Origin of the sequence: Metasolibacillus sp. FSL H7-0170, from assembly GCF_038593115.1 — a bacterium.
Taxonomy (GTDB): Bacteria; Bacillota; Bacilli; order Bacillales_A; family Planococcaceae; genus Metasolibacillus; species Metasolibacillus fluoroglycofenilyticus.
On the sequence record NZ_CP151964.1, the window covers coordinates 1750590 to 1773808 of the forward strand.

Consider the following 23219-nt stretch of genomic DNA (forward strand, 5'->3'; position numbering starts at 1 on the left):
ATGAGCTCCTTTATTTCAAAATTATGCTTAGAATCGGTAATATTTCAGCATATCCTCAGCCACTTGCCTTGCATTCACTTTATATTCACCTGACTGAATATCAGCCTTTAGCTGTTGTACGCGAACAGCACGCTCTGTATTGTAATCAGCCGTTACTTGCATTTCCTTAGCAGCTGAAGAAATCTCAATTTTATCTGCAAAAGATGCTGCTTTTTCTTCGTTTTTAGTAACTCGTGGCTGGGCATTATATGGATTAATCGCTCTCAAATTTAATGGATTAATTTTCATACTATATATCCTCCCTTCAATTTCCTTCTACATTATATTTCGGTTTGTAGATGAAATTGTTTAATTAATATTTTTTGATTAAGGATTTAACACGCCCACGCGAAAAATATAATCATCAGTGCAACAGGCAGAGAATTGTTTCTTCGTTTAATATTTATTTACCCTTTTGAAAATTTCGGATAGTTATTCTACGTTTTATGGGATTTATTCTACGTTTTATGGGATTTATTCTACGTTTTTCAGGGGGATTCTAAATTTCTGAGGGTTTCTTCTACGTTCTCAAGATTATTCATAGCACTCACTTCAAAAGCGGGTGTTCGTTTTGTTTCTTTCACTGAGGTTTCTCTCATTCTAGCTTGCGTCCAAAAAGCCGGCTATGCACGGCTTTTTAAACGTCTCCACGGTTTCTTTATTTATTTCTTTCTATCTGCTAAATATGTGCCTTTCTCACGTTGCACTACATTTTCACGGAATTCTTTTGCTGCATCAAATGTGCGTAACTCGGATTTCAATTCATTTTGACAATTGTCACAGAGCTTGCCCGATGTCGTTAAACGCCCACAGTTATCACAAGGATAGCCTAAGTTTGGAAATAATGCTGGATGCAAGCGGCCTTTACGTACCCATTTATAGAGCAAATCTTTTTTTACACCTGTCGCCTCTTCAATTCGGTCGACATTAGCCGCACGATTTTCACGTTTACGTAAAAAGCGATAGACAATTTGATACATGTCTTCTTCCTTTTGTGCACATTTGTAGCATACATCTCTTAAACCTGTGTAATTAAAAAACTCATTGCATTCTGGACAATTTCTAATCTCCGCCATAATGTTTTCCTCCTAAATGCTACGTTTAATTTCCTCCATTATACAATAAAGTGAATCTTCAATCCATGAGCTTTTCATACATCACGGATTGTTTGAATTTTATCCTTTTATTAAAACTATCGCAGTTACGCTTTCTGCCCCTGCGTCAAGCAACGCCCTTTTGGCATGTGCAATCGTCGTACCAGTCGTTACAATATCATCTACAATAATATAATGCTTAGCAGTTAATTGTTTTTGATGAGCGATACGAAAAAGCGGAGCTACTTGTTGCCGCTCCAGTTTGCTTTTACCAACTTGCGTTTCTACCGTTGTTTTTTCAAGTAAATGCTCATAAGGAATTTCAGCCGCATGCAGTAGCTCATCAATGTGAGCAAATGTACGCTCCTTCTTTTTTAGTGGATGCATTGGTATCGGTACAATTATTTCGCTACGCTTGCTTAATAATTCATGTAATTCCTGTCGAAAAACTTTTGCTAGTATAATATCTTGTAAAAACTTATATTGCCTTAAAAAGTTTTTCATTGCTTCATTATAATGAAAAATAGCATAGAGCCCCTCCTTTTGATAATTTACAAGCTCAAATTTCAGCTTGCAGCGTTCACAAATAACAGGAGCTAATCTTCGTTCAAATAACGTTTGCCAAGTTATTATTTGTTGTAGCTCTCGCTCACAAAGCAAACAGTTTATTATTTCTTTATTCATTCGACACCTCATTTAAACGCAGAATTTCTCGCTTCGCTAAATCCATTTCTAGCGAGATACCATGATAAAAAAATACGACATCCCCTGTCGGATACAGCTCACTACGCCCAACACGCCCTGCAATTTGAATAAGTGCGTCTGCAGTAAAAATGGGACTTTCTGCACCAACAACAGCGACCTGTACGTTAGCAATCGTAATGCCTCTTTCTAAAATTGTCGTCGTTAATAAACCTAGGATTTCTTCGTTGCGTAATTGCTGGACTTTTTCTTTACGTGTCGGATCTTCAGCATGCACAGCTAAAATATTCGTATCTAGCTGTTGAAAGAGCGAGTGAGCTTGCTCTAACATTTCAATCGTTGGGAAAAAAATGAGAAATGGTTTCTTTGCAATAATTTGTTGTTCAGTCCAATGCTGAAGTGGCTTTGGTAGCTTACCTTTTTTTAAGTGCTGTTTATAGCCCCATAATGGCTGAAATCGTGGAATAGGTAGTGGATAATCATGGTAGCGCTTCGATATAAACGAATAACCCTCACAAATTTGGAGTAATTTAGCGTCTGGAGTGGCGGTTACAAAAGCAACCGGGGCATCCTTCTTTTTCGCTTTATACACAGCTTTTTGCAGTACTTCATCAAAGCGATAAGGAAAGGCGTCAGCTTCATCGACAATCATCACATCAAAGGCGTCAACAAAGCGATATAGCTGATGGGTGGTCGCAATAACAAGCTGTGCATAGCCATGCTGATTTTGCGCTCCTCCGTATAATGCATGAATTACTGTTGTAGGAAATGCTTGCTGAAGTCGCGGGGCTAATTCTAACACGACATCTGTACGGGGTGTCGCGATGCAAATGCGCTGTCCCTTTTGTAGTGCTCTATAAATAGGCTGAAAAAGAATTTCACTTTTCCCTGCTCCACATACCGCATGTAATAGATGCGAGCGCTTGTTCATAATGCTACTCGCTAACTCAAGCGATGCTTGTTGCTGCAATTTTGTCAGTGTGCCAGCCCAATTAAATTGATGTTTTTTTAAAGCACGGAAAATTGACCTCCCCCATGTCAATAGCTGTGTACAGCTAGAAATTCTCCCCATTACAATGCAATGTCGACAATAAGTGCAAGTTTGCTCACATTTCGCACAATAAAAATGAATGAATTTTCTCTGCTCTTCATTGAAACAACGCTCACACCGATAACGCCTCCTCCAAAAACTATTCGTTACCGAAATTGCTTCATGTGTTTTAAAAAATCCACGCTTTATATATAACTCGATTACTTCCTGTCCAAAAGGTAGGTCTTCTCTACGCATAATACGACCTTCCATTAGGTTTACTAGCGCAGGGTCAATAAGCAGCCCTGTATAATGCGCTTTTTTTGTTTTTCTTAAAATATATATCAACTCCTTTTTACTACTCAAAACAAAAAGCCTCTACATTCAATGTAGAGACTTTTGAAATGTTATTTTTTTAACCAGCCTACTGCGAGTGCGCCTTCGCCTAAATGCGTGGCAATGACTGGACCAAAGTAGCTTAACTTGAAGCTTGTATTTGGGTGTTTTGCCTGCAATTGCGCCATCAGCTCTGCTGCCTCTTCCTCACAATTGCCATGGATTACTGCTACTTGCAGGTCACCATGCTTTTCAACCGCCTCGGCCAGCAACTCTTCCACACGACGCAGTGCTTTTTTGCGCGTGCGAATTTTTTCATATGGCACGATTACTTTGTCCACAAAATGTAGGACAGGCTTTACCTGTAGCAAGCCACCAATCAATGCAGCTGCCGCAGATAAACGACCGCCGCGCTGTAGATGCGCTAAGTCATCAACGATAAAGTAAGCATTCAACGTTGGTCTTAAATTTTCTAAATGAGCTATAATGTCCTCTACAGTGGCGCCCTGTTCGACCATTTTAGCTGCTTCCAACACATACATCCCTTGTATTGCACAAGCTATTTCGCTGTCAAAAGCTGTTACTTTAATGCCTTCAACCATATCAGCAGCTTGTACTGCCCCTTGGTATGTACCGCTTATCCCACTAGATAAATGAATGGAAATGACTTCATCATAATCTTTTGCAAGCTGTTCGAATAACTCGACAAATTTGCCAACTGGTGGCTGTGTTGTTTTTGGGAAAACCTTTGAGTTTCGCACTTTATCATAAAATTCAGAAGTCGTAATTTCGACCTCTTCTTCATAGCTACCATCTTCTAAATTGACACTTAGAGGAATCATATGAATATTATAACGGCTACGTTCCTCTGCTGTTAAATAGGCTGTACTGTCTGTTACAATTGCAATTTTCATCAATTATTCCACTCCTCTGCCATCCTCAATTACGCCTCAGCTAACTCGAGTCCAGATTTTTTCGAGCTAATTGGTGGAGTTAACCTAAAACCGTCACGTCCTGTGACATCCGCCGGCCGGAGGCTTTATTTTGATTCAGCCATCCGTTGTATGAAAAGCCATTTAAGCATTCATCTCGCCCTATGTAAGGTGGGAGCTTTTTTGCTGAATCAAGATAATTCTACCTTATGTAGCTTCAAAGTGGAACATGAATTTATATGAAACATTATATTGGCTTATTCATTACCGATATAAAAAACGCTCGTTACTTTCCATGCTCCGTCTTCATTTGCTAAAACTGTTACTTGACGGCCTTTACTAGAAAGCGCTGTTCCAGTTTCATCCTCAGTCATTTCAATTTCTAAATTTGCATATACTTGTGCTTCATTTTCTTCATATTTGATAATCGTAATATTGTCCGCTTGACGATTAATTGTATAGGAATTAAAAACTTTTGTCGCCTCTACTAAATCCTTTTCATAATCAAAGCCTGTTGCATTTTTGGAAAGTGTCGAACTGTAGCGATCAAGATCCTCATCATTAAACGCCGCAATATACTCATTGAAGACCCCGATTATTTTCTCTCTTTCCGCATCTGGTACATCCGGTGCAGCTTCGACTTTGTCCCCCATTACCTCAAAGCCAACCGTACCCTTTTCAATAATATCAGCTGTTTGCTCCGCGCTTAGCTGTTCCTCTGTATCTCCACATGCTGCTAACCCAAAAGCTGCTATTAGCATTATCAACCATTTTTTCATCTTCCTCAAAACCTCCTGCGCACATATTGTAGCATATATCATGCACATCTGCTTATTTAATATTCCGTTTCATATAGACGCATTAGCTAGTAGGAGGTTTCATCTCGATTTCGAAATTTTTTAGCATTTATGAAGCTGTACCTTGCACTTTGGTGGCTCCTCGCTCCTCAAGTTGCTGGGAGGTTCATTTTATTTGCGACTTGCCACGTTTTATTTGCGGCTTCTCGATTATATTTGCAACTTGCCCATTTTATTTGTGGCTTCTCGATTATATTTGCGACTTGCCCATTTTATTTGCGGCTTCTCGAATATATTTGCGACTTGCCACGTTTTATTTGCGACTTCTCGATTATATTTGCGACTTGCCACGTTTTATTTGCGGCTTCTCGATTATATTTGCGACTTGCCACGATTTATTTGCGGCTTCTCGATTATATTTGCGACTTGCCACGTTTTATTTGCGACTTCTCGAATATATTTGCGACTTGCCACGTTTTATTTGTGGCTTCTCGAATATATTTGCGACTTGCCACGTTTTATTTGCGACTTCTCGATTATATTTGCGACTTGCCCATTTTATTTGCGACTTCTCGAATATATTTGCGGCTTGCCTTGTTTTTAGACGGCTAGCCGGATTTTATCAGTTTCCCCTTGTTTTCAGGTAGAATAAAATTAGGGCTAGGGAGAAAGTTTAAACTTTCTCCCTAGCCCTTTGTTTTTAGCGTACCTCTACCCAGCCGCTCTTAATTGCTGTTACTACAGCTTGAGTACGGTCGTTTACATTCATTTTTTGTAAAATGCTTGATACATGGTTTTTTACCGTTTTTTCAGAAATATAAAGTGTTTCGCCGATTGTACGGTTGCTTTGTCCATCCGTAAGAAGCTGTAATACTTCACATTCACGCTTCGTTAACAAATGGAATGGTCGGCGAATTTCTGTTTGATGGAAGTTGCCATTATTTTCGTGCTCAGACAGACGACGGAATTCGGCAACTAAATTTTTCGTTACTTTTGGATGTAAGTAAGAGCCTCCGTTTGCTACAACTTTAATCGCCTCTACAATTTCATCTGCATCCATTTCCTTTAGCATATAGCCAAGTGCACCTGATTTTAATGCATGCGTAACATAGGATTCGTCATCATGAATCGATAACATAATTACTTTTGCATCTGGGAACTCATCGATTAATTCACGCGTCGCCTCTACGCCATTTTTACCTGGCATATTAATATCCATTAAGACAACATCTGGCGTATTCGTGCGATATAAGCTTACCGCATCCACACCATCATCACCTTCTGCTACTACATCGAAAGTATCCTCAAAATCTAAAATGCGTTTGACACCTTCACGGAAAAGTTGATGGTCATCTATAATTACAATTTTCGTCATAAATATTTCCCCCTAATTTTCACTTATAATCTATATTTCGTCATTTTGAAAAGGTATTTTAAATGTTACAAGTGTGCCTTTTCCAATTTCGCTTCGAATATTCATTTTACCATTTAAAATGTCAATTCGTTCCTTCATACCGATAATGCCAAATGACTGGTCCTTTATCAGTTCCTTATCGAAACCGACACCATTATCTTTCACGCTAATATTAACGTCGCGCTTTAACCACTCTAGCTTTACGGATATTTCTGTGCTTTTTCCATGCTTAATAGCATTTGTCGTACATTCTTGAATTAATCGGAAAATCGCCACTTCATAATTTGTATCCAATCTTTTTTCCTGATTAAACGTTTGGAATTGAATATTAACACCCTCATTATACTCCATAACCGTTGATAAATACTTCTTCAATGTCGGTAAAATACCTAAATCATCCAATGCCATTGGGCGTAAATCGTAGATGATACGGCGCACCTCTGACAAGGCCTCACGCACATTTAACTTCAAATGTGCAATTTCCTCAATTGCCGCATCCATACCTTTTTCTCGGTAAATACGCTCGATTAAATCTGAGCGCATTAAAACATTTGCCATCATTTGTGCAGGTCCATCATGTATTTCACGCGACAGACGTTTTCGCTCTTCTTCCTGCGCAGCTAAAATTTTTATGCCAAAGTCCTGCTTAATTTTCGCTTGCTCAAGCGCTTGACCTACATCCCTTAAATCTGATGTTAAATAATTGACGACAACATTTACTTGATTGACAATTTGATCAGCCCGTTTTATCGTATCATAGAGTATTTTCATTCGTCTTTCCAAATCATCGCGTCGTTCGCGCAACTGTTTTTCCTTTTCTTGAACGAGCATATATTGTATTTGGAAATTATTAGCCGTTTCGTATGCTTCACGCACCTGCTCTTCTGTGAACGTATTGAATGCTTTACTTACTACAACAAGGCGCTGCTTTGCGAGCTGTGTAGTTCTTTCTAAGCAATCTGTTTCATCGATAACTACTGCGATTTCTTCTCGAATAGCTGCCAATTCTTTTTGCATTTCTTCGAAGTTTCGTTGACTTTGTTCACTTATAATAAATATATCATTTTTAGAGCTCATAATTGTTTCAAGCATGCGATTAAAAATAACATCGAGTGAGGCGATATCAAATTTTTCATTTAAAAACACCAAATCTCCCCATTCTCATTGGACATCTATATGCGCTGTATTGAATCAAACTTTACATATAGTTCATGATTATTGTCAAACAATAACACCCTAATTTAGACCGATAGAAGATCTATTTTTCCAGCCGCAATAGGAATTTTAGCCTTTATTTTCAAAAGTAGCTTTCCGCATTAGCTACTATAAAAATATCTTATAATATAGGGCAGAAAAAATAAATCTTATTTATATGTATCGTACTAATTATTATACTTTTAAATTATTACTTCACAAATACATTATTTTCTATACATTTTTAAGGGAGGAAATACAATGCGAAAAGATTATTCAACTGTTAAAGGTTTTGGTGAAAGGGAGATTGTCATTTCAAAATCACGCTTTATTGCTTATGTCGAGCGTGCCGAAACAGAACAGGAAGCCATTGATTTTATAGATAAAATAAAAAAAATGCATCCTTCTGCCACACATAATTGCTCCTGCTATTTAATAGGAGAGCATGACAATATTCAAAAAGCAAACGATGATGGGGAACCAAGTGGTACAGCAGGCGTCCCTATGTTAGAAGTGTTAAAAAAGCAAGGCTTAAAGGATACCGTCGTTGTCGTAACACGCTATTTCGGTGGCATAAAGCTTGGCGGCGGTGGATTAATTCGCGCTTATGGGAGGGCAACTACTGAAGGACTCGATGCCGCAAAAGTCGTAGAGCGCAAATTACATCATTTGATGCAAGTGTCTATTGACTATACATGGCTAGGTAAAGTAGAAAACGAGGTACGAAATTCGCACTATACTTTAAAAGAAATCCAGTATGCAGATGCTGTCGAAGTATTTGTTTACGTTTTAAAGGATGAAGAAGAAGCTTTTGCTGAATGGATGACTGAATTGACGAATGGGCAAGCGCAAATCGCCTGTGTCGACAAACAATTTATTGAGTTTATCCTTTAAAGCATCAGGGGATTTTGAAGACTCTCCTTATTTTCGCTTTTTTCGTTTACTGATACGGTACAGCATAGTATAATTAATAGTATTGTAAATTTGCACAAAGTTAAATGCTATATTCCTAACATATTTAGAGGAGAATGAAAATGAAACGGTCAAAGCAAAAAGAGAAGAAGCCTTCGAAGCTTTCTCTCGCTCTTAAAATAACATTAATATTAGCCGCATCTTTATTAATTTGCGTCACAACTTACGGCATGTACTTAACGAAAAAAGCAGAACATGCGGTTGAACAAGCATATGAAGAAATTGAAAATCGCGAAGTTTCAACAAAACGTCCTACTGAAGTGAAGGTGGAGCCTATACAAGATAATGTTTCTGTATTATTCGTAGGGATTGACGATAGTGAACAACGTGGTCAAGGTGAGGGCTCTAGATCAGATGCATTGCTGCTTGCTACATTAAATAGAACGACAAAAACAGTAAAGCTTTTAAGCATTCCACGTGATTCTTATGTTTATATTCCTCACATAGGCTATAAAGATAAAATTACCCATGCTCACGCATTCGGTGGTACGCTTGCAACGATTGAAACGGTCGAAGAATTATTCGATATTCCCGTTGATTATTATGTTCGTATGAATTTTAACGCCTTTATTGATGTTGTAGATGCTCTTGGTGGTATCGAGGCAGAAGTACCATATGCTATGCTTGAAAAGGATGAATTCGATCGCAATACAGTCAATTTACAGCCTGGCATACAGCATTTAAACGGGCGCGAGGCATTAGCACTGGCACGTACACGTAAACTCGATAGTGACGTAGAGCGTGGTAAACGTCAGCAGGAGATTTTAAAGGCTATTGCACAGCAAGCGGCTTCCGTATCATCAATCATGAAATATGATGAAGTAATTGATGCGGTTGGCGCAAACATGAAAACAAACATGACATTCAAAGAAATGAAAGGTTTCTTCAGCTATTTAACACAAGGTGTGCCTCGTATTGACTCGCTGTCAATAGAAGGCTATGACGATATGTCTACTGGTATATATTACTATCAGCTTGATGGGCAATCCTTAGAAGATACAAAAGTAATTTTAAAAAGCCATCTCGGCCTAACAGATGATGCAATAAACTCTTCGAACGGTTCATCATTAGCAGGCAATGGCTCGGAGCAAACACAATCTGAATCATCTACAGTGCCTAACCAGCAATAATATATTTGAAAAGGACTGTTTAAAAGCAGGCGCATACGCCACTTTTAGACAGTCTTTTTATTTGCCAAGCGGGCGAAGTCTAAAAAAATGAGGTCCCCTTAATGTATCAAAAATATAGCATTTATTTATTCTAGTTAAGAAAACAAAAAACATCTGAAAAGCGTGCAAAGCACTGCTTTTCAGATGTTTCTCATTTTATTTATTAAAAATGCGTACTAAGTTTAACAATGGTTTGTAATTTTTCCCTGCTAAGCCGATTACTTCGACAAATAACTCAATTGCCACTAAGATGACTGTTACTAATAAAATAGCGCCCCATACTGTCGACATTGAGAAGATAACTGCCGCTAAACCAAACATACTTGCAATACCGTAAATAATTAACACTGTTTGACGGTGCGAGAAGCCCATATCAAGCAAGCGATGATGTAAATGTGATTTATCTGGATCCGACCATTTTTGCTTCATGCGCAATCGACGCACAATCGCGAAAAATGTATCAGAAATTGGTACACCTAACATAATAACAGGAATAATAAATGAAATAACCGTTACATTTTTAAATCCTAATAAGGAGAAAACGGCAATCATAAAGCCTAAAAATAGCGCACCTGTATCACCCATAAAAATTTTAGCTGGGTGGAAATTATAAAATAAAAAGCCCAGTGTACTCGCTGCTAAAATAGCCGCCATTACAAGTACAAAAATATTACCCATACTTAAAGCCATTCCTGCAAGTGTAATTAAAGCAATCGTTGATACACCTGCTGCTAGACCATCAAGACCATCAATTAAATTAATGGCATTCGTAATTCCTACAATCCAAATAATTGTAAATGGAATGCTTAAAAAACCAAAATCTAAAATACCACCAAACGGTAAATTGATGAAATCAATATCAATACCGCCTACAAATACGATAACTGCCGCAGCAGCAATTTGTCCGATTAACTTAGCCTTTGCGGAAATTTCATACATATCGTCGATAACACCAGTTGCAACAATAATCGTCGCTCCTAAAATAATTGCTAGCGTATATTCACTCTCTGGTCGCAATACAGCTACTCCGATTAAAAACGCACCAAAAATAGCTAGTCCACCTAACCTTGGCATAATTCGAGCATGCACTTTACGGTAGTTTGGCGCATCAACAGCACCTATTCGAAAGGCTAAACGCTTCACAAGTGGAGTTAGTACAATGGCCGCAATAAACGCGACAATTAAAGACACGTAAATCATGTCTCTCCTCCTTAAATTTAATCGTCATAATCAATTACGCCTCGGCGTAATTGGTCCAGATTTTTTCGAGCAAGCGTGGAAAAGTGCTTCAAAATCCGTGACATCCGCCGGGGGCTTTATTTAGATTTAGTGAGCATATCGCTGCTCACGTTAGTGAAATGTCAATTAGCATTCATTTCACTATCCGCAGGGCGGACGTTTTGTATTTGCCGCTTCCTTTTCTAACCAAGATAATATACTGAATCTAAATAAACCATGATAATTATAACACGTTTAATATACAAAATATAGCGTTTCTCTCGCAAATTACTGTATATTATCTGCAATTTGGTGAAAACTATACCTTTGCCTCTTTCTCTCACTGATTGTTCATGCAGCCATGAGTAGTAATATAGCTGATTTTCTGATAAAATAAGCTAGTGTCTGCTAGCTATTTTAAGGAGACAACTTTAAAGGAGCGTAATAAAATGTTCTCAATTTTTAAACGGAATAAAGAGCAAACAAGTGCTCGCGAATTAAAACGATACTATAAAATAGTAGATCAAATTAATGCACTTGAAGCAACATATGCTGCAATGTCAGATGAAGAACTACAAGGCATGACTTTGAAATTTAAAGAACGCATTGAAAATGGCGAAGAAGTTACAGCAATTATCCCTGACGCATTTGCTGTCGTTCGTGAAACATCTAAGCGTATTTTAAATATGCGCCACTTCGATGTGCAATTAATCGGTGGTTTAGTATTAACAGAGGGTAATATCGCAGAAATGCCTACAGGTGAAGGGAAAACATTAGTCGCATCCCTCCCATCTTATGTGCGCGCACTAGAAGGTAAAGGCGTACACGTCATTACTGTAAATGATTATTTAGCAAAGCGCGACTTCGAATTAATTGGACAAATTCACCGCTTCCTCGGCTTAACAGTCGGCTTAAACGTACCGATGATGGAGCAAGGTGCAAAAAAAGATGCTTACAATGCTGATATTACATACGGTGTCGGCACAGAGTTTGGCTTCGACTATTTACGTGACAATATGGCACATTCGATTGCTGATAAAGTACAGCGCCCATATCATTTTGCGATTATCGATGAAGTAGACTCGGTATTAATCGACGAAGCAAAAACACCTCTTATTATTGCAGGTAAAATGTCGGCAAATGAAGAGTTGCATCGTATCGCTGCGATGCTAGCGAAGCGCTTTGTAAAGGATGAGGACTACGATTTTGATGACGAAACAAAGGCCACTTCTTTAACAGATCAAGGTATCGAAAAGGTAGAGGCGGCATTTGGTGTTGACAACCTTTACGATTTAGAGCATCAAACACTTTATCACTACGTTATTCAAGCTGTACGTGCCCACGTAATGTTTGAGCGCGACGTTGACTATATCGTGCGTGATAATAAAATTGAGCTTGTGGATATGTTTACAGGTCGCATTATGGAAGGCCGAACATTATCTGACGGCTTGCATCAAGCAATTGAAGCAAAGGAAGGCGTCGAAATAACAGAGGAAAATAAAGCACAAGCACAAATTACCATTCAAAACTATTTCCGTATGTATCCGAAATTGTCAGGGATGACGGGTACAGCAAAAACTCAGGAAAAGGAAATTTTAGAAGTATACAATATGCGTGTCATTCAAATTCCAACGAATAGACCACGAAAACGTATCGACCAAACAGATATCGTCTTCGAAACAATTGAAGACAAATATGAGTATGTAGCGCAAGAAACGCTGCGTCGCCATGAAAAAGGACAGCCTGTACTAATTGGTACAACTTCTATTTTACAATCTGAAAAAGTATCACAGTACCTAAAAAAATATAGCTTACCGCACCAGCTCTTAAACGCAAAAACGGTGGAGCAAGAAGTAGAGCTTATTTCTGAGGCTGGGCAAAAAGGACGTATTACTGTTGCGACAAACATGGCGGGACGAGGTACTGATATCGTTTTAGGTGAAGGTGTTGAGGCGCTTGGTGGTCTTTTGGTTATCGGTACAGAAAAGCATGAAAGCCGTCGTGTGGATAATCAATTACGTGGACGCTCTGGTCGTCAAGGCGACCCTGGTGAAAGCCAGTTTATTTTATCAATAGAGGACGATATGTTTAAACGCTTCGCTAAAGATGATGTGGAAAAGTTCCGTAAAAAAATGATTGTCAACGATATTAAGCGCGTTGAGAATAAAGATATTATCGAGCTTATTAATCGCACACAGCGCATCGTAGAAGGTGCTCATTTCTCCATGCGTGAATACAATTTAAAGCTAGATGATGTCATTAATGACCAACGCAAAATCATTTATGATTTACGCGATAGAGTGTTAGCAGGTGAAGATTTACTTGCACTCATTACACGTATGATGTATGAAACGGTTGATTTTGCAGTACGCGATAATGCACCAGAGGAAGCCGACCCGCTTGAATGGAATTTTGATAAAATGGAGCAGACGGTTAACACTTTATTTTTAACAGACGTTACTATCGACCGAACAGAAACAAAAGTAACTAAAATTTTAGATTCGTTGAATAGCAGTGTATTTGAGTTACGTGACTTTATCGAAAGCTATGAGAGCAACGAGCAAGTGATGCGTGTCATCCCACAAGTTGTATTAAGCTATATTGACGCAACATGGGTAAAACACTTAGAGCAAATGACGCATTTAAAAGAAGGTATCGGATTACGTCATTACCAGCAAGAAGACCCAATGCGTATTTACCAACGTGAAGGCTTAGAGTTATTCGGTAAAAACTATCAGGAACTGCGCCGTAGCATTGTAGAAGAACTTGTAGCATTTATGAAAAATCTTTCAATGATTGAAGAGCAGGAGGAACTATAAACATGGGCTTATTCGATTTTTTCAAAAAAGGTGATAAAGTAGGAGCAGACAGCGCTGTTGACTCAAAGGAATTATTAAAGGATACGAAGCAATCAGGTGACGAACGTGATGTCGTAACAAAATTATCCTTCCATCCACAATGGAATGTGCCATTAGAGCAACAATACGTATTTAATTTCTTAGCAAATGAATTGCAGCCATTAAAACCTAATCAGCTATCACTATCAGCAATTAATATTGAAGAAAACCCACGCACGGGTGCATGGAATGTCAAAGTATTTTTCCGTTCTTCATTACCAGAACCGATTGAACTTGGAGAAATCGAATTACTTATTTTAGATAAGGATGACAAGCGTCTAGCGTCTAAAACGTTCCACTTCCAGGATTTAGGAATTATTCCCGCTGAAAGTGCCCGCCCTTGGGTATTTGAGTTTGATAAAGGCTCTATTGAAGAAGGTGTAAAGGAAGTACCAAAAGAAGACGAATGGAAAATTGCCTTCAACTTAATTTCTTTACGTGGGCATCAGCTTGATTTAGATGAAACGTGGAAAAAACAATTGCCAGAGGATCAGCAAGAAGCGTTAGAAAAAATCGTCAAGGACTTACCAAAGCTAGGTAAATCAGAGGTCAACTTTACTGGCTTACAGGCAAAGCTTCAAAACGATAAAAGCTTACATGTATCCATCTTTATTCGTAACGGTAACGACAAAGCAATTAACTTAGAGCAGCTACCACTTGAAATTATCGACGCGCGCGGTAAGCAAGTAGCAAAAGGCTCATTCAAACTTGACCCTGTTTTAACAGTACTGCCAAATACAACAAAGCCGTGGACATTTATTTTCCCTGCCCAACTAGTAAACGTAAAAGGAATTGACCTTTCACGCTGGACAGCACGTGTACCACAGCAATAAAAACAAAATGTTAGACCGAGATTAACTTGGTCTAACATTTTTTGTTTGATTGAGAGGGTTGTGGATGGTCTGTTTCTATTGGCGTTTCAGCATTTGTTATGACTTGCTGAATTTTATTTGCATGCGGTCCCTCTTTATCAGCGACCTGCCGTGCTCTATTGGCACTCACCTCATATTTTTGCAACTCTCCCTAGAGTCATGTCCTATGGTATATTTCACAGCACTCTATCATACATTGGGAAATGGGTCATATAAAAAAGATTGACACGTGAAATAGTTCTCACGCACCAATCTTTATTAGCTGTATATTTTACTATGTATAGAGTATGTATAATATTATTCGAATGAAACATTCGCAACTCGTTTTGCACCTACATAGCGGTTACCCCAATACCATTTGTCATTAATATCTGTAACACTTACACCAATATTCGTTTGGGAGTGGATGAATTTGCCACCGCCTAAGTAAACACCTACGTGAGAAATACCACTACCTGAAGTATTAAAGAATACTAAGTCACCTGGAATTAAATCGTTTTTACTAACCTCTGTTCCTACACTGTACATAGATGCTGAAGTGCGAGGTAATGTAGTAATGCCTAAATCACTGAATACAGCACGAACATATCCAGAGCAATCAAAGCCTCTTGTTGTAGTACCACCATATGCATATGGTACACCTAAATATTTTTGAGCTGTTGATTTAAAATCGCTTGAAGTAAAATCCGCAGCAGATGCTTTATCGTTCCCAATAGGTGATAAGAAGATAGCTAATGCTGCTAAAAATGTTAATAATGTATTTCGTAAAATATTGTTGTAACTCATTAATAATCCTCCACACAGCCGAATAATTTTCTGATAATTTAACTGTTCTAAGATTAACATGAGTTGCTCCACTGTAACATTACAGTTCTGTAACAATACAGTTACACATATAAAAAGCTGTGTTAAATGACGACTTCCTTCTATACCCTGTTATATCAACATTTAAACATCTTTTTTACAAAAACATTGCAGTTCTATGTAAAACATTAGAGACATTCCCCTAATTTCATCTTACACCTTTGTAACATTTGTAATATAACATAGGTTAATTTAGTCTTAATTTTCAACGCATCTTCAAAACCTATAACAGTTGCTTGTACATACTTTTCACTTTTTGTTCAGGGAGCCAAAAAGGGTACTTCTACGCACTTTTTAGGCATTTACTTAACAAAAAGAAAGACTACCAAAAAGCCTCGTTTCCTAGCTTTCTAGCAGTCTGATTTAATTATTCAATACCATTAAAGCGCTTGAACGCAACAAAACGCTCCGCCCAATAGCTATGAGTTACTTTAGAGATTTCAACACCTGTTGTCCCCGCATGAATAAATTGATCTTCACCTATATAAATACCCATATGTGAAATATTTGGTATGTACGTATTTTTGAAAAACACTACATCCCCTGGCATAGGCTCCTCTACTGCAGTTGTATCCTGTAAAAAATAATCTAAGCTACTTTTACGAGAAATATCTAAGCCCGCATTGCTATAAACATATTTGACAAAGCCGCTACAATCAAAGCCCTCTATCGTATTTCCAGCAAACAAATAAGGTGTCCCAAGCAATTCATGAGCAAGTTCAACAACACGGTGATAAACAGCTTGTCCATTTGTTCCCGGCGCAACTGTTATAACTTGCTCCGATATTAAATTTGATTGCGCCACGTTATTTACTTGTAGCTGCTGATTAATATAGATAAAATCCGATTGCAGCTTATTCAGTTCTTTTAGCTGCTCAACTGTCATATTATTTTTTTGAGCGATAACTGTTAATGTATCGCCTCTCTTAACTGTATAAGTAGTTGCATTCGTTGTCTTTTCCTCAACTACAGCTTTTTCGACTTTCTCCACTTTAGTTGCTTTTACTTCTGGACTTGCTAGCATTAGCTTTTGATTTACAAAAATAGCATCTGATTTCAAACTATTCCATTGCTTTAATTGCTGTACTGTTAGTTCATGTTCTTTGGCGATTTTCGTCAATGTGTCGCCTTTTTGTACTGTATAAGATGCTGCCTCTGCTGCTGGTACTACGAGCGCTGACAATATTAGCGTACTCGCAACCGCAGCGTGCCATTTACTTGCCATTTTCAAAACCCCGTCCTTTCTAGATTACATATAACGAACTTTTTACTATAATTAATGTTATTGTAACGAATATATATAACTATTCACAATAGCCTATTTGCCCTTATTGTGATTTTTTATTTTGTCTAGCTAATTTTATAATTCCATCTCAAGTCCTAAATGGGAGTGACCGCTTTTCCATTAAAAAAATCAATTTGTCTCATAAATTTTGTGACAAATCGATTTTTCAGTGCCCTCTTCCTTCGGGTAACTCCTTCTTAAAATCTCTTGCTAATTGACTAAGCCATTCTTCTAGCATAGCTAACTCCTGCTTTGTTTCTATTTTCTCTTTAAGGTACTCTATATCTATTGATTCATAGTTACTCGATAATATTTTTAATAGTTCGATTTGATATTTAGCTTGATGATAACCCATTTCCCTCTCCTAACTCACGATTAAAGCGAGCTAATATTCTTTCTTCTGTTGGATCTTTCAGTCTTACTCGACCACGTCTTAGGTTTTTACGTCGAATTTCTAATGTTACATGTTTAACAGCTTCTTCAGACTTTTTTGTATTGGCTGCAACTCTTTTATAACAATTTTAAAAAGCCTTTTCGTAAACTAAACATAATCAATATTAATTATTTGAAACATTTCGTTAAATTCTAATAATGGCATTTCCAAGCCCCCCAAAAAAGTGTATGCTAGTATACATACTACTTGTGTCAGTCACTATTTTAAGGAGAGAAAGTACCATGAAATTTATTCGTGAAAACCTCGTTGTAGGCTTCATGCTATTCGCACTGTTTTTAGGAGCTGGAAATATTATTTTCCCACCATTATTAGGCCAACAGGCTGGTGAGCATATTTTAATCGCAATGATTGGCTTCTTAATTACAGGGGTTGGCTTACCGCTTATTGGGGTGATAACGGTAGCAAAAAGCGGAGGAGATTTACATGAATTATCCAGTAAAGTTAATCCTCTTTTCGGTATTATTTTCACATCGATTGTTTATTTATCAATTGGGCCATTTTTTGCGATTCCTCGAACAGCAGCCGTATCCTATGAAATCGGAATTAAAGCACCATTTTTAACTCAGCAAATGGCTGAAAGTCCACTTTCCCTACTCATCACAACCCTTATATTTTTTGTGATAACGCTATATTTAGCGTTTAATCCTACAAAAATTGTAGATCGTATCGGGAAAATCTTAACGCCTGCTTTATTGCTAATTATTTTAGCACTTGCCCTAAAAAGTGTGATTACACCACTTGGACCAATCGGCGAATCACAGGGAGCTTATCAAACTTCACCATTTTTTGAGAGCTTTATTAAAGGCTACTTAACGATGGATGTGCTTGCTGCTCTTGTATTCGGTATTGTTATTGTCCAAGCGTTAAATGGACGTGGTTTAACACAAAAAGCACAGCAAATTAAAATCGTTATTTTTTCAGGTATTGTAGCAGCACTTGGTTTAGCGTTTGTTTACGTATCACTTGCGTACATCGGTGTGACGAGCACAAGCGTTATCGGCTTTCACAATGATGGTGGGGTCATTATTGCAGAAGCGACGAATGTTCTCTTTGGTAAAGCAGGCAGCATTATTTTAGCTGCAACGATTATTTTAGCCTGCTTAACAACCGCTGTTGGACTATTATCAGCTAACGCAGCATTTTTCAACAAGCTATTCCCACGTGTTTCATACCAGGTTTTCTTAATAGTGTTCACTATACTAGGTTTAACCATTTCGAATTTTGGTTTAGAATCAATCATTTCTTATTCACTACCAGTTTTATTAGCGATTTATCCAATTGCCATTGTGCTTATGCTATTAGCGTTATTCGCAAATCATTTCCAGCACAGCTCCATTGTGTACGGGCTACCTTTGCTAGTAACTGCTGCTATTAGTATATACGACGCTTTAAAAGCGTTAGGAATTGAAATTAGCACATACGAAAATATTATTAGTTACCTCCCATTATACGAGCAAAGCATCGGTTGGTTAATTCCTGCCTGTGTTGCAACAATTATTGGCTTGATGATTCATAGCGTCAAAAATAAGTATCGCAATGCTTAAAATATCACTTATAAAGGTGTGGAACGAATGAAAAACTTACTAAAAGCAATGCTTTTTAGCTTCTTTTTATTAATACCAATAACAGCAAATGCGAGCACTTTAGATGAGGTAAAATCACTAATTAAAGCAGAGTATGTTGGCAATATTAACGGTAGCTTACAAAATGCCTCTTCCATCGAAGAGGTCATGGATATGCTTGATGCCTATTCTACCTTCTTCACTGCAGCTGAATTCGAAAAATATATAAATTCGATTGAAATGACCTCCGTTGGTATTGGAGTTGTCGTAGAAAAGCACGATAAAGGTGTGTTAATTAAAGAGGTAATTGAAGGTGGTAGCGCACATAAAGCCGGCATAAAAAGCGGGCAAATCATCGTCAGCATCAACGGACAATCAACTGTCCCAATGTCTATTCAAGAAGCAACGTCCTTGATTATGGGAGAGCAAAATACATCTGTGCGCCTTGGTATACTGCATAATGGACAGACAAAAATGATGACGCTCATTCGTCAACCATTCAGCATTCCAAACGTCACAACAAAGCTGCTTTATGGAAATATAGGCTTTATTCATTTAAGCTCTTTTTCAGAGGATGCAGCAAAGCTTGTAAAAAAAGCATTTAACGAGCTGAAATCACAGGGAGCAACTTCCTTTATTTTAGATGTACAGGATAATGGCGGTGGCTATGTAACAGCCGCCGAGCAATTAATTGGCATGTTTCCTAAATCACCATATGCTTACAAGCTGCAAACAGCAACAGGTACGACGAAATACAATTCTAGTTTCCAGCCTACAAAATTCCCTACGGACACGCGCGTACTCGTCAATCGCTTTAGTGCCAGCGCATCAGAAATGCTAGCTGCGGCATTAGTTGATCAAAAGTCAGCGGTTGTCTATGGCGAAAAAACATACGGTAAAGGGACAATGCAAGGATTTTTTGAGCTTTCCGATGGCAGCTATTTAAAGCTGACAGTAGGAAAATTCTCTGGTCCAAATGGTAGTGCAATTAATGAAGTTGGCGTAAAGCCACATATTACAACGACTACGCCAATAATGACAGCACATTTCGATTCGCTTGTAGGCAAATTTAAGCTTTATAGAGCATTGCCAGCAGTTACAGTGAAGGAAAGTAAAACAGTAACTCTTTCTTATAGCCAATTGCTTGCCTCGAAGCTTCCAGCAAGTTCCATCGAGCTTGTAGCTTTAGGTAGCGAAGCTGTTCCAATAAAAGTTGTTCAAAAAAATAAACAGCTCGTTATTACAACAACAGAGCTGCTTGCTGAACAAACACAATACATGCTCATCATTCACCCTGCAGCCTTAAAAGATTCAAAAACGAAAGGGCAATATGTGCATATTACAGTAAATTAAAGGAAAGAAGGGACGTCCCAAAAGTAGTGCATTGCCTGCTTTTGGGACGCTTTCGTTGATGCCTCACCAAAGGAATTCACCAAGTGTTTAGCATCTTTCTTTTGAATTTAAAATAAAATAAGCGGAAAGCGAATTTCTCCCTACAATAGGGCGAAAACAAACTTTCGAAATAGCCCCACGCTTTCCAAGTGACAATTTATTGTGATTAATACAGTTTTAGCGATAATATAAATGCTTAAAATGTTTACTCGAGTGACATTGCCCTTTATTATTTCTTGAATAGCTTCTTTTTCACCTTCGCTATGATTTGCCGGAGCTCCTGCAAGCGGAATAGTGCTAATAATAAAACATAGCTAATTAGCAAAATCATAAATGTGACAATCACATGTAGCCAAATAAAATTGATATGGATATATGTTGATACAAGCCATGCAATAGCAATATAAATCACTGTTAATGTAGCAAATCTCATAAATTGCGACATATTTTTATCAATAAGCTTTAACTTGTATTTCCATTGTAGCCATATGACAAGTAACAGGAAATTGACTGCTGCACTGACAACAGTTCCCCAAGCAATAGCATGTGCCGCATACTGCCCTATCATTAATTGAATAACTGCGATATTTACACCAAAAACAGTAATAAAGCTAAAAATAACGGGCGTCATCGAGTTACCTTTCGCATAATAGAAACGTGTTACGTACATATTAGCAGCAAGGAAAAACATCGTAAGACTGAATACTGTAAGCAATGGTGTCATCACAGCTGTATCTGTAGCACCCCATTGATTCCGCTCAAAAACAATACGAATAATTGGCTCTGCTTGGAAATAAAAATAGACAGAAACCGGCATTACTAATATGTAGAGTAAGCGCAGTCCGCGTAAATACAAAGCTTTTACAGCCGCTGCATCCTCTTCTCCCTCCTTTTTACTAAGTAATGGGAAAATTACTGTCGTCACAGCCGTCATTAAAATCGCTTGTGGAAACTGTGACATTTTCGTCGCGTAGTTCACAGCAGTTACAGCACTAGCATCCAACATATTTGTAAAGAAGCGCTGAATTAAAATATACATTTGTGCTGTCGCCCCACCAAGCATAATCGGTAAAGCCACTTTCCACAGCTCCTTTTGGTCATCTGCATTGGGAGGCATCAGCTTAAACGACATGTGCTCTGCTTTGCGCACGCCAAATACGAGGAAAAAGAACATACAGGCTGCCCCAAGCAATGCCCCAACACCATAGCCAATCGGTCCAATGACAAGCGATAGCCCAACTGAAATAATTAAAAAAGATAAATTATAAATAAGCACCGAGAAGCTCGATAAATGGAACTTGCCTTGCACGTTTAAAACACCGCTTAGCCAAGTCGAAAGCACGAGCATAATTGTTGATGGCATCATCCAATAATAAAGTGATTTCAGCCGCTCATATTCCTCGCCTGTCGCCGCTTGGAAATACCAATGCAAAATCGGATTTGCAAAAATGATAAACAGTAACGAAATAATCGAAATTGATACGATAATTGTCGTAAACGTACGACGAATATAGTCTGTAAGTGAGGCAGATGTTTTATGGTAAATCGAAATAAAAGCAGTCGTAAACGCACCGCCTATTACTAAATATAAAAAATTGGGAATGGTGTAAGCATTAATGATGCTAGCAGCAAGCTCTGTTGTACCATACTGCCATCCAATTATCACCTCACGCAAAAACCCAAAAAGTCGAGCGAGTATATTAATAACCGCTACTGCTCCGACAATTTTTAAAATGCGGTTCACGCTGCATCAATCCTTATCTTTGGCAATTGTGAACTACTCCCACCACTTACCACCCTTACAGGTCGCTTGAAGTGGGGGCTTCTTGGGAAGTAGATACTTTTACTAGCTATCTATATTTACCAAGCTATGAGGACAGTTCCTGCCCCTATGGAAGATACCAATTACATGGCTAGTTTTAGCAGATTTAGACTTGCATTATGGTCTCTATCGTGATGGCTATTACATTCAGGACAAGTCCACTCTCTAAGGTTTAGTTTCTTGACTTCCTTGTTCTGATAACCACAGCAAGAACATAATTGACTACTTGCATAATTCTTAGGTGCAATTATCAAGTCACGACCTTTCCATATTGCTTTGTAGTCAAGGTATTCCCTGAATTTAGCCCAAGATACTTCACTGATTGCTTTTGCTAAATTGTGATTCTTTTGCATATTCTTCACTTTCAAGTCCTCTATCACAATTACTTGGTTTTCGTTTGTGATTTCATTACTTATTTTGTGAAGAAAATCATTTCGTTGGTTAGCAATCTTTTCGTGAAGTTTTGCGACTTGTAGTCTAACCTTATTGCGATTTTTAGAACCTTTCTTTTTGCGTGATAAAGAACGTTGCAAAAAAGCTAATTTTTTTTCAGCTTTTCGTAACCATTTAGGATTTTCATATTTCTTTCCATTGGATAATATGGCGAAGTCTTTCAAGCCAACATCAATACCAACCCTAGTATCAATCTTAGGGAATAATTGTTCATTTTCTTCCACCAAAACAGAAGCAAAATATTTGCCTGTTGGTGCTTGGGAAATGGTTACAGACTTAATCAAGCCTTGGAATAATCTATGTTGCTTGATTCGTACCATTGTTTTTAGTTTTGGCAACTTCATATAACCATTATCAATATATATGGTTCCTTTTTGGTGTTCGTCTTGTAGCTACGGTGATTATCTTTTTTGCTTTTGAATTTTGGAAATCCCACAGATTTATCACGAAAGAAATTAGCATAAGCCTTGTCTAGATTTAATTGGGCGTTAGCCAAAGCAAGACTATCCACTTCTTTTAGAAACGGAAATTCAACTTTATATTTGGCTGGTGTAGGATATTTGATGGACTTATCAATGTTTTCTTGAGATTCCTTATAAGAATTGATTCTATCGGCAAGCATTTTGTTATAGACAAACCGCACACACCCAAAGGTTTTTACGAAAAATATTCGCTGTTCTTTGTTCGGGTAGATACGATATTTGTATGCTTTCAACATTTC

19 protein-coding genes and 1 pseudogene are annotated in these 23219 nt (G+C 38.0%); 6 read left to right on the plus strand and 14 right to left on the minus strand.

The window, feature by feature from the left end:
* Positions 1–27 precede the first annotated feature (27 nt).
* From flgM to MHH70_RS08315, 8 genes are all read right to left on the minus strand, one after another.
* Positions 28–288 carry a flagellar biosynthesis anti-sigma factor FlgM gene (flgM, locus tag MHH70_RS08280; protein WP_066165030.1) on the minus strand — a complete coding sequence of 87 codons (261 nt, stop codon included), beginning with the start codon at positions 286–288 and terminating at the stop codon, positions 28–30.
* Between the two features lie 413 nt (positions 289–701).
* Positions 702–1115, minus strand: a complete 414-nt coding sequence (locus MHH70_RS08285; protein ID WP_066165027.1) for a TIGR03826 family flagellar region protein — start codon at positions 1113–1115, stop codon at positions 702–704.
* A gap of 99 nt (positions 1116–1214) precedes the next feature.
* Positions 1215–1817, minus strand: a complete 603-nt coding sequence (locus MHH70_RS08290) for a phosphoribosyltransferase family protein (RefSeq protein ID WP_342473039.1) — start codon at positions 1815–1817, stop codon at positions 1215–1217.
* A complete protein-coding gene (locus tag MHH70_RS08295; RefSeq protein WP_342473040.1) occupies positions 1810–3231 on the minus strand; it encodes a DEAD/DEAH box helicase in 1422 nt (473 codons plus the stop codon). Before MHH70_RS08295 ends, MHH70_RS08290 begins: the two co-directional genes overlap by 8 nt.
* 41 nt (positions 3232–3272) lie before the next feature.
* Positions 3273–4115 (minus strand): DegV family protein, encoded by an 843-nt coding sequence (locus MHH70_RS08300; RefSeq protein ID WP_066165021.1) that lies wholly within the window; start codon positions 4113–4115, stop codon positions 3273–3275.
* 275 nt (positions 4116–4390) lie between these two features.
* The gene (locus tag MHH70_RS08305; RefSeq protein ID WP_342473041.1) at positions 4391–4912 is read right to left on the minus strand and encodes a nuclear transport factor 2 family protein; all 522 of its coding nucleotides are present in this window, start codon (positions 4910–4912) and stop codon (positions 4391–4393) included.
* 718 nt (positions 4913–5630) lie between these two features.
* Positions 5631–6305, minus strand: a complete 675-nt coding sequence (locus tag MHH70_RS08310; RefSeq protein ID WP_066165014.1) for a response regulator transcription factor — start codon at positions 6303–6305, stop codon at positions 5631–5633.
* Positions 6306–6335: 30 nt separating this feature from the next.
* Positions 6336–7490, minus strand: a complete 1155-nt coding sequence (locus MHH70_RS08315) for a sensor histidine kinase (RefSeq protein ID WP_342473043.1) — start codon at positions 7488–7490, stop codon at positions 6336–6338.
* A gap of 309 nt (positions 7491–7799) precedes the next feature.
* On the opposite strand from MHH70_RS08315, the gene MHH70_RS08320 reads away from it, so the two are divergent.
* Both MHH70_RS08320 and MHH70_RS08325 read left to right on the plus strand, forming a co-directional pair.
* Positions 7800–8432 (plus strand): YigZ family protein, encoded by a 633-nt coding sequence (locus MHH70_RS08320; protein WP_342473044.1) that lies wholly within the window; start codon positions 7800–7802, stop codon positions 8430–8432.
* A gap of 140 nt (positions 8433–8572) precedes the next feature.
* Positions 8573–9640 carry an LCP family protein gene (locus MHH70_RS08325; RefSeq protein ID WP_342473045.1) on the plus strand — a complete coding sequence of 356 codons (1068 nt, stop codon included), beginning with the start codon at positions 8573–8575 and terminating at the stop codon, positions 9638–9640.
* 195 nt (positions 9641–9835) lie between these two features.
* Here MHH70_RS08325 and MHH70_RS08330 read toward each other — a convergent pair whose 3' ends face one another.
* Positions 9836–10879: an MraY family glycosyltransferase gene (locus tag MHH70_RS08330; RefSeq protein ID WP_066165005.1), complete on the minus strand. Its 1044-nt coding sequence runs from the start codon at positions 10877–10879 to the stop codon at positions 9836–9838.
* A 467-nt stretch (positions 10880–11346) separates the two neighbouring features.
* On the opposite strand from MHH70_RS08330, the gene secA2 reads away from it, so the two are divergent.
* Positions 11347–13716 (plus strand): accessory Sec system translocase SecA2, encoded by a 2370-nt coding sequence (gene secA2 / locus MHH70_RS08335; protein ID WP_066165002.1) that lies wholly within the window; start codon positions 11347–11349, stop codon positions 13714–13716.
* Between the two features lie 2 nt (positions 13717–13718).
* Positions 13719–14627, plus strand: coding sequence for an accessory Sec system S-layer assembly protein (locus MHH70_RS08340; RefSeq protein ID WP_342473046.1), 909 nt, complete (start codon positions 13719–13721; stop codon positions 14625–14627).
* Between the two features lie 336 nt (positions 14628–14963).
* Here the strand turns inward: MHH70_RS08340 and MHH70_RS08345 are convergent, their stop codons facing one another.
* The 3 genes from MHH70_RS08345 to MHH70_RS08355 form a co-directional block, all read right to left on the minus strand.
* On the minus strand, positions 14964–15452 hold the full coding sequence (locus tag MHH70_RS08345; RefSeq protein ID WP_066164996.1) for a C40 family peptidase: 489 nt from the start codon (positions 15450–15452) through the stop codon (positions 14964–14966).
* A gap of 445 nt (positions 15453–15897) precedes the next feature.
* A complete protein-coding gene (locus tag MHH70_RS08350) occupies positions 15898–16755 on the minus strand; it encodes a LysM peptidoglycan-binding domain-containing protein (protein WP_342473047.1) in 858 nt (285 codons plus the stop codon).
* Positions 16756–16981: 226 nt separating this feature from the next.
* A complete protein-coding gene (locus MHH70_RS08355; RefSeq protein ID WP_342473048.1) occupies positions 16982–17170 on the minus strand; it encodes a hypothetical protein in 189 nt (62 codons plus the stop codon).
* Between the two features lie 320 nt (positions 17171–17490).
* Here MHH70_RS08355 and brnQ point away from each other — a divergent pair, with 320 nt between their 5' ends.
* Complete coding sequence (gene brnQ / locus MHH70_RS08360; protein ID WP_342473049.1) at positions 17491–18813, plus strand: branched-chain amino acid transport system II carrier protein; 1323 nt, start codon at positions 17491–17493, stop codon at positions 18811–18813.
* Between the two features lie 27 nt (positions 18814–18840).
* Positions 18841–20184 (plus strand): S41 family peptidase, encoded by a 1344-nt coding sequence (locus MHH70_RS08365; RefSeq protein ID WP_342473050.1) that lies wholly within the window; start codon positions 18841–18843, stop codon positions 20182–20184.
* 268 nt (positions 20185–20452) lie between these two features.
* Here the strand turns inward: MHH70_RS08365 and MHH70_RS08370 are convergent, their stop codons facing one another.
* Positions 20453–21967, minus strand: coding sequence for a lipid II flippase MurJ (locus tag MHH70_RS08370; RefSeq protein WP_342473051.1), 1515 nt, complete (start codon positions 21965–21967; stop codon positions 20453–20455).
* A 161-nt stretch (positions 21968–22128) separates the two neighbouring features.
* Positions 22129–23216: pseudogene (gene tnpB / locus MHH70_RS08375) on the minus strand (IS200/IS605 family element RNA-guided endonuclease TnpB).
* Positions 23217–23219 lie beyond the last annotated feature (3 nt).

Bases quoted from the DNA above. Each gene is read 5' to 3' on its own strand.
- MHH70_RS08290 (WP_342473039.1), bottom strand. From the start codon at position 1,817: ATGAATAAAGAAATAATAAACTGTTTGCTTTGTGAGCGAGAGCTACAA.
- MHH70_RS08325 (WP_342473045.1), top strand. From the start codon at position 8,573: ATGAAACGGTCAAAGCAAAAAGAGAAGAAGCCTTCGAAGCTTTCTCTC.
- MHH70_RS08310 (WP_066165014.1), bottom strand. From the start codon at position 6,305: ATGACGAAAATTGTAATTATAGATGACCATCAACTTTTCCGTGAAGGT.
- MHH70_RS08345 (WP_066164996.1), bottom strand. From the start codon at position 15,452: ATGAGTTACAACAATATTTTACGAAATACATTATTAACATTTTTAGCA.
- MHH70_RS08355 (WP_342473048.1), bottom strand. From the start codon at position 17,170: ATGGGTTATCATCAAGCTAAATATCAAATCGAACTATTAAAAATATTA.
- MHH70_RS08350 (WP_342473047.1), bottom strand. From the start codon at position 16,755: ATGGCAAGTAAATGGCACGCTGCGGTTGCGAGTACGCTAATATTGTCA.
- MHH70_RS08330 (WP_066165005.1), bottom strand. From the start codon at position 10,879: ATGATTTACGTGTCTTTAATTGTCGCGTTTATTGCGGCCATTGTACTA.
- MHH70_RS08340 (WP_342473046.1), top strand. From the start codon at position 13,719: ATGGGCTTATTCGATTTTTTCAAAAAAGGTGATAAAGTAGGAGCAGAC.
- secA2 (WP_066165002.1), top strand. From the start codon at position 11,347: ATGTTCTCAATTTTTAAACGGAATAAAGAGCAAACAAGTGCTCGCGAA.
- MHH70_RS08285 (WP_066165027.1), bottom strand. From the start codon at position 1,115: ATGGCGGAGATTAGAAATTGTCCAGAATGCAATGAGTTTTTTAATTAC.
- MHH70_RS08300 (WP_066165021.1), bottom strand. From the start codon at position 4,115: ATGAAAATTGCAATTGTAACAGACAGTACAGCCTATTTAACAGCAGAG.
- brnQ (WP_342473049.1), top strand. From the start codon at position 17,491: ATGAAATTTATTCGTGAAAACCTCGTTGTAGGCTTCATGCTATTCGCA.
- MHH70_RS08320 (WP_342473044.1), top strand. From the start codon at position 7,800: ATGCGAAAAGATTATTCAACTGTTAAAGGTTTTGGTGAAAGGGAGATT.
- flgM (WP_066165030.1), bottom strand. From the start codon at position 288: ATGAAAATTAATCCATTAAATTTGAGAGCGATTAATCCATATAATGCC.
- MHH70_RS08305 (WP_342473041.1), bottom strand. From the start codon at position 4,912: ATGAAAAAATGGTTGATAATGCTAATAGCAGCTTTTGGGTTAGCAGCA.
- MHH70_RS08365 (WP_342473050.1), top strand. From the start codon at position 18,841: ATGAAAAACTTACTAAAAGCAATGCTTTTTAGCTTCTTTTTATTAATA.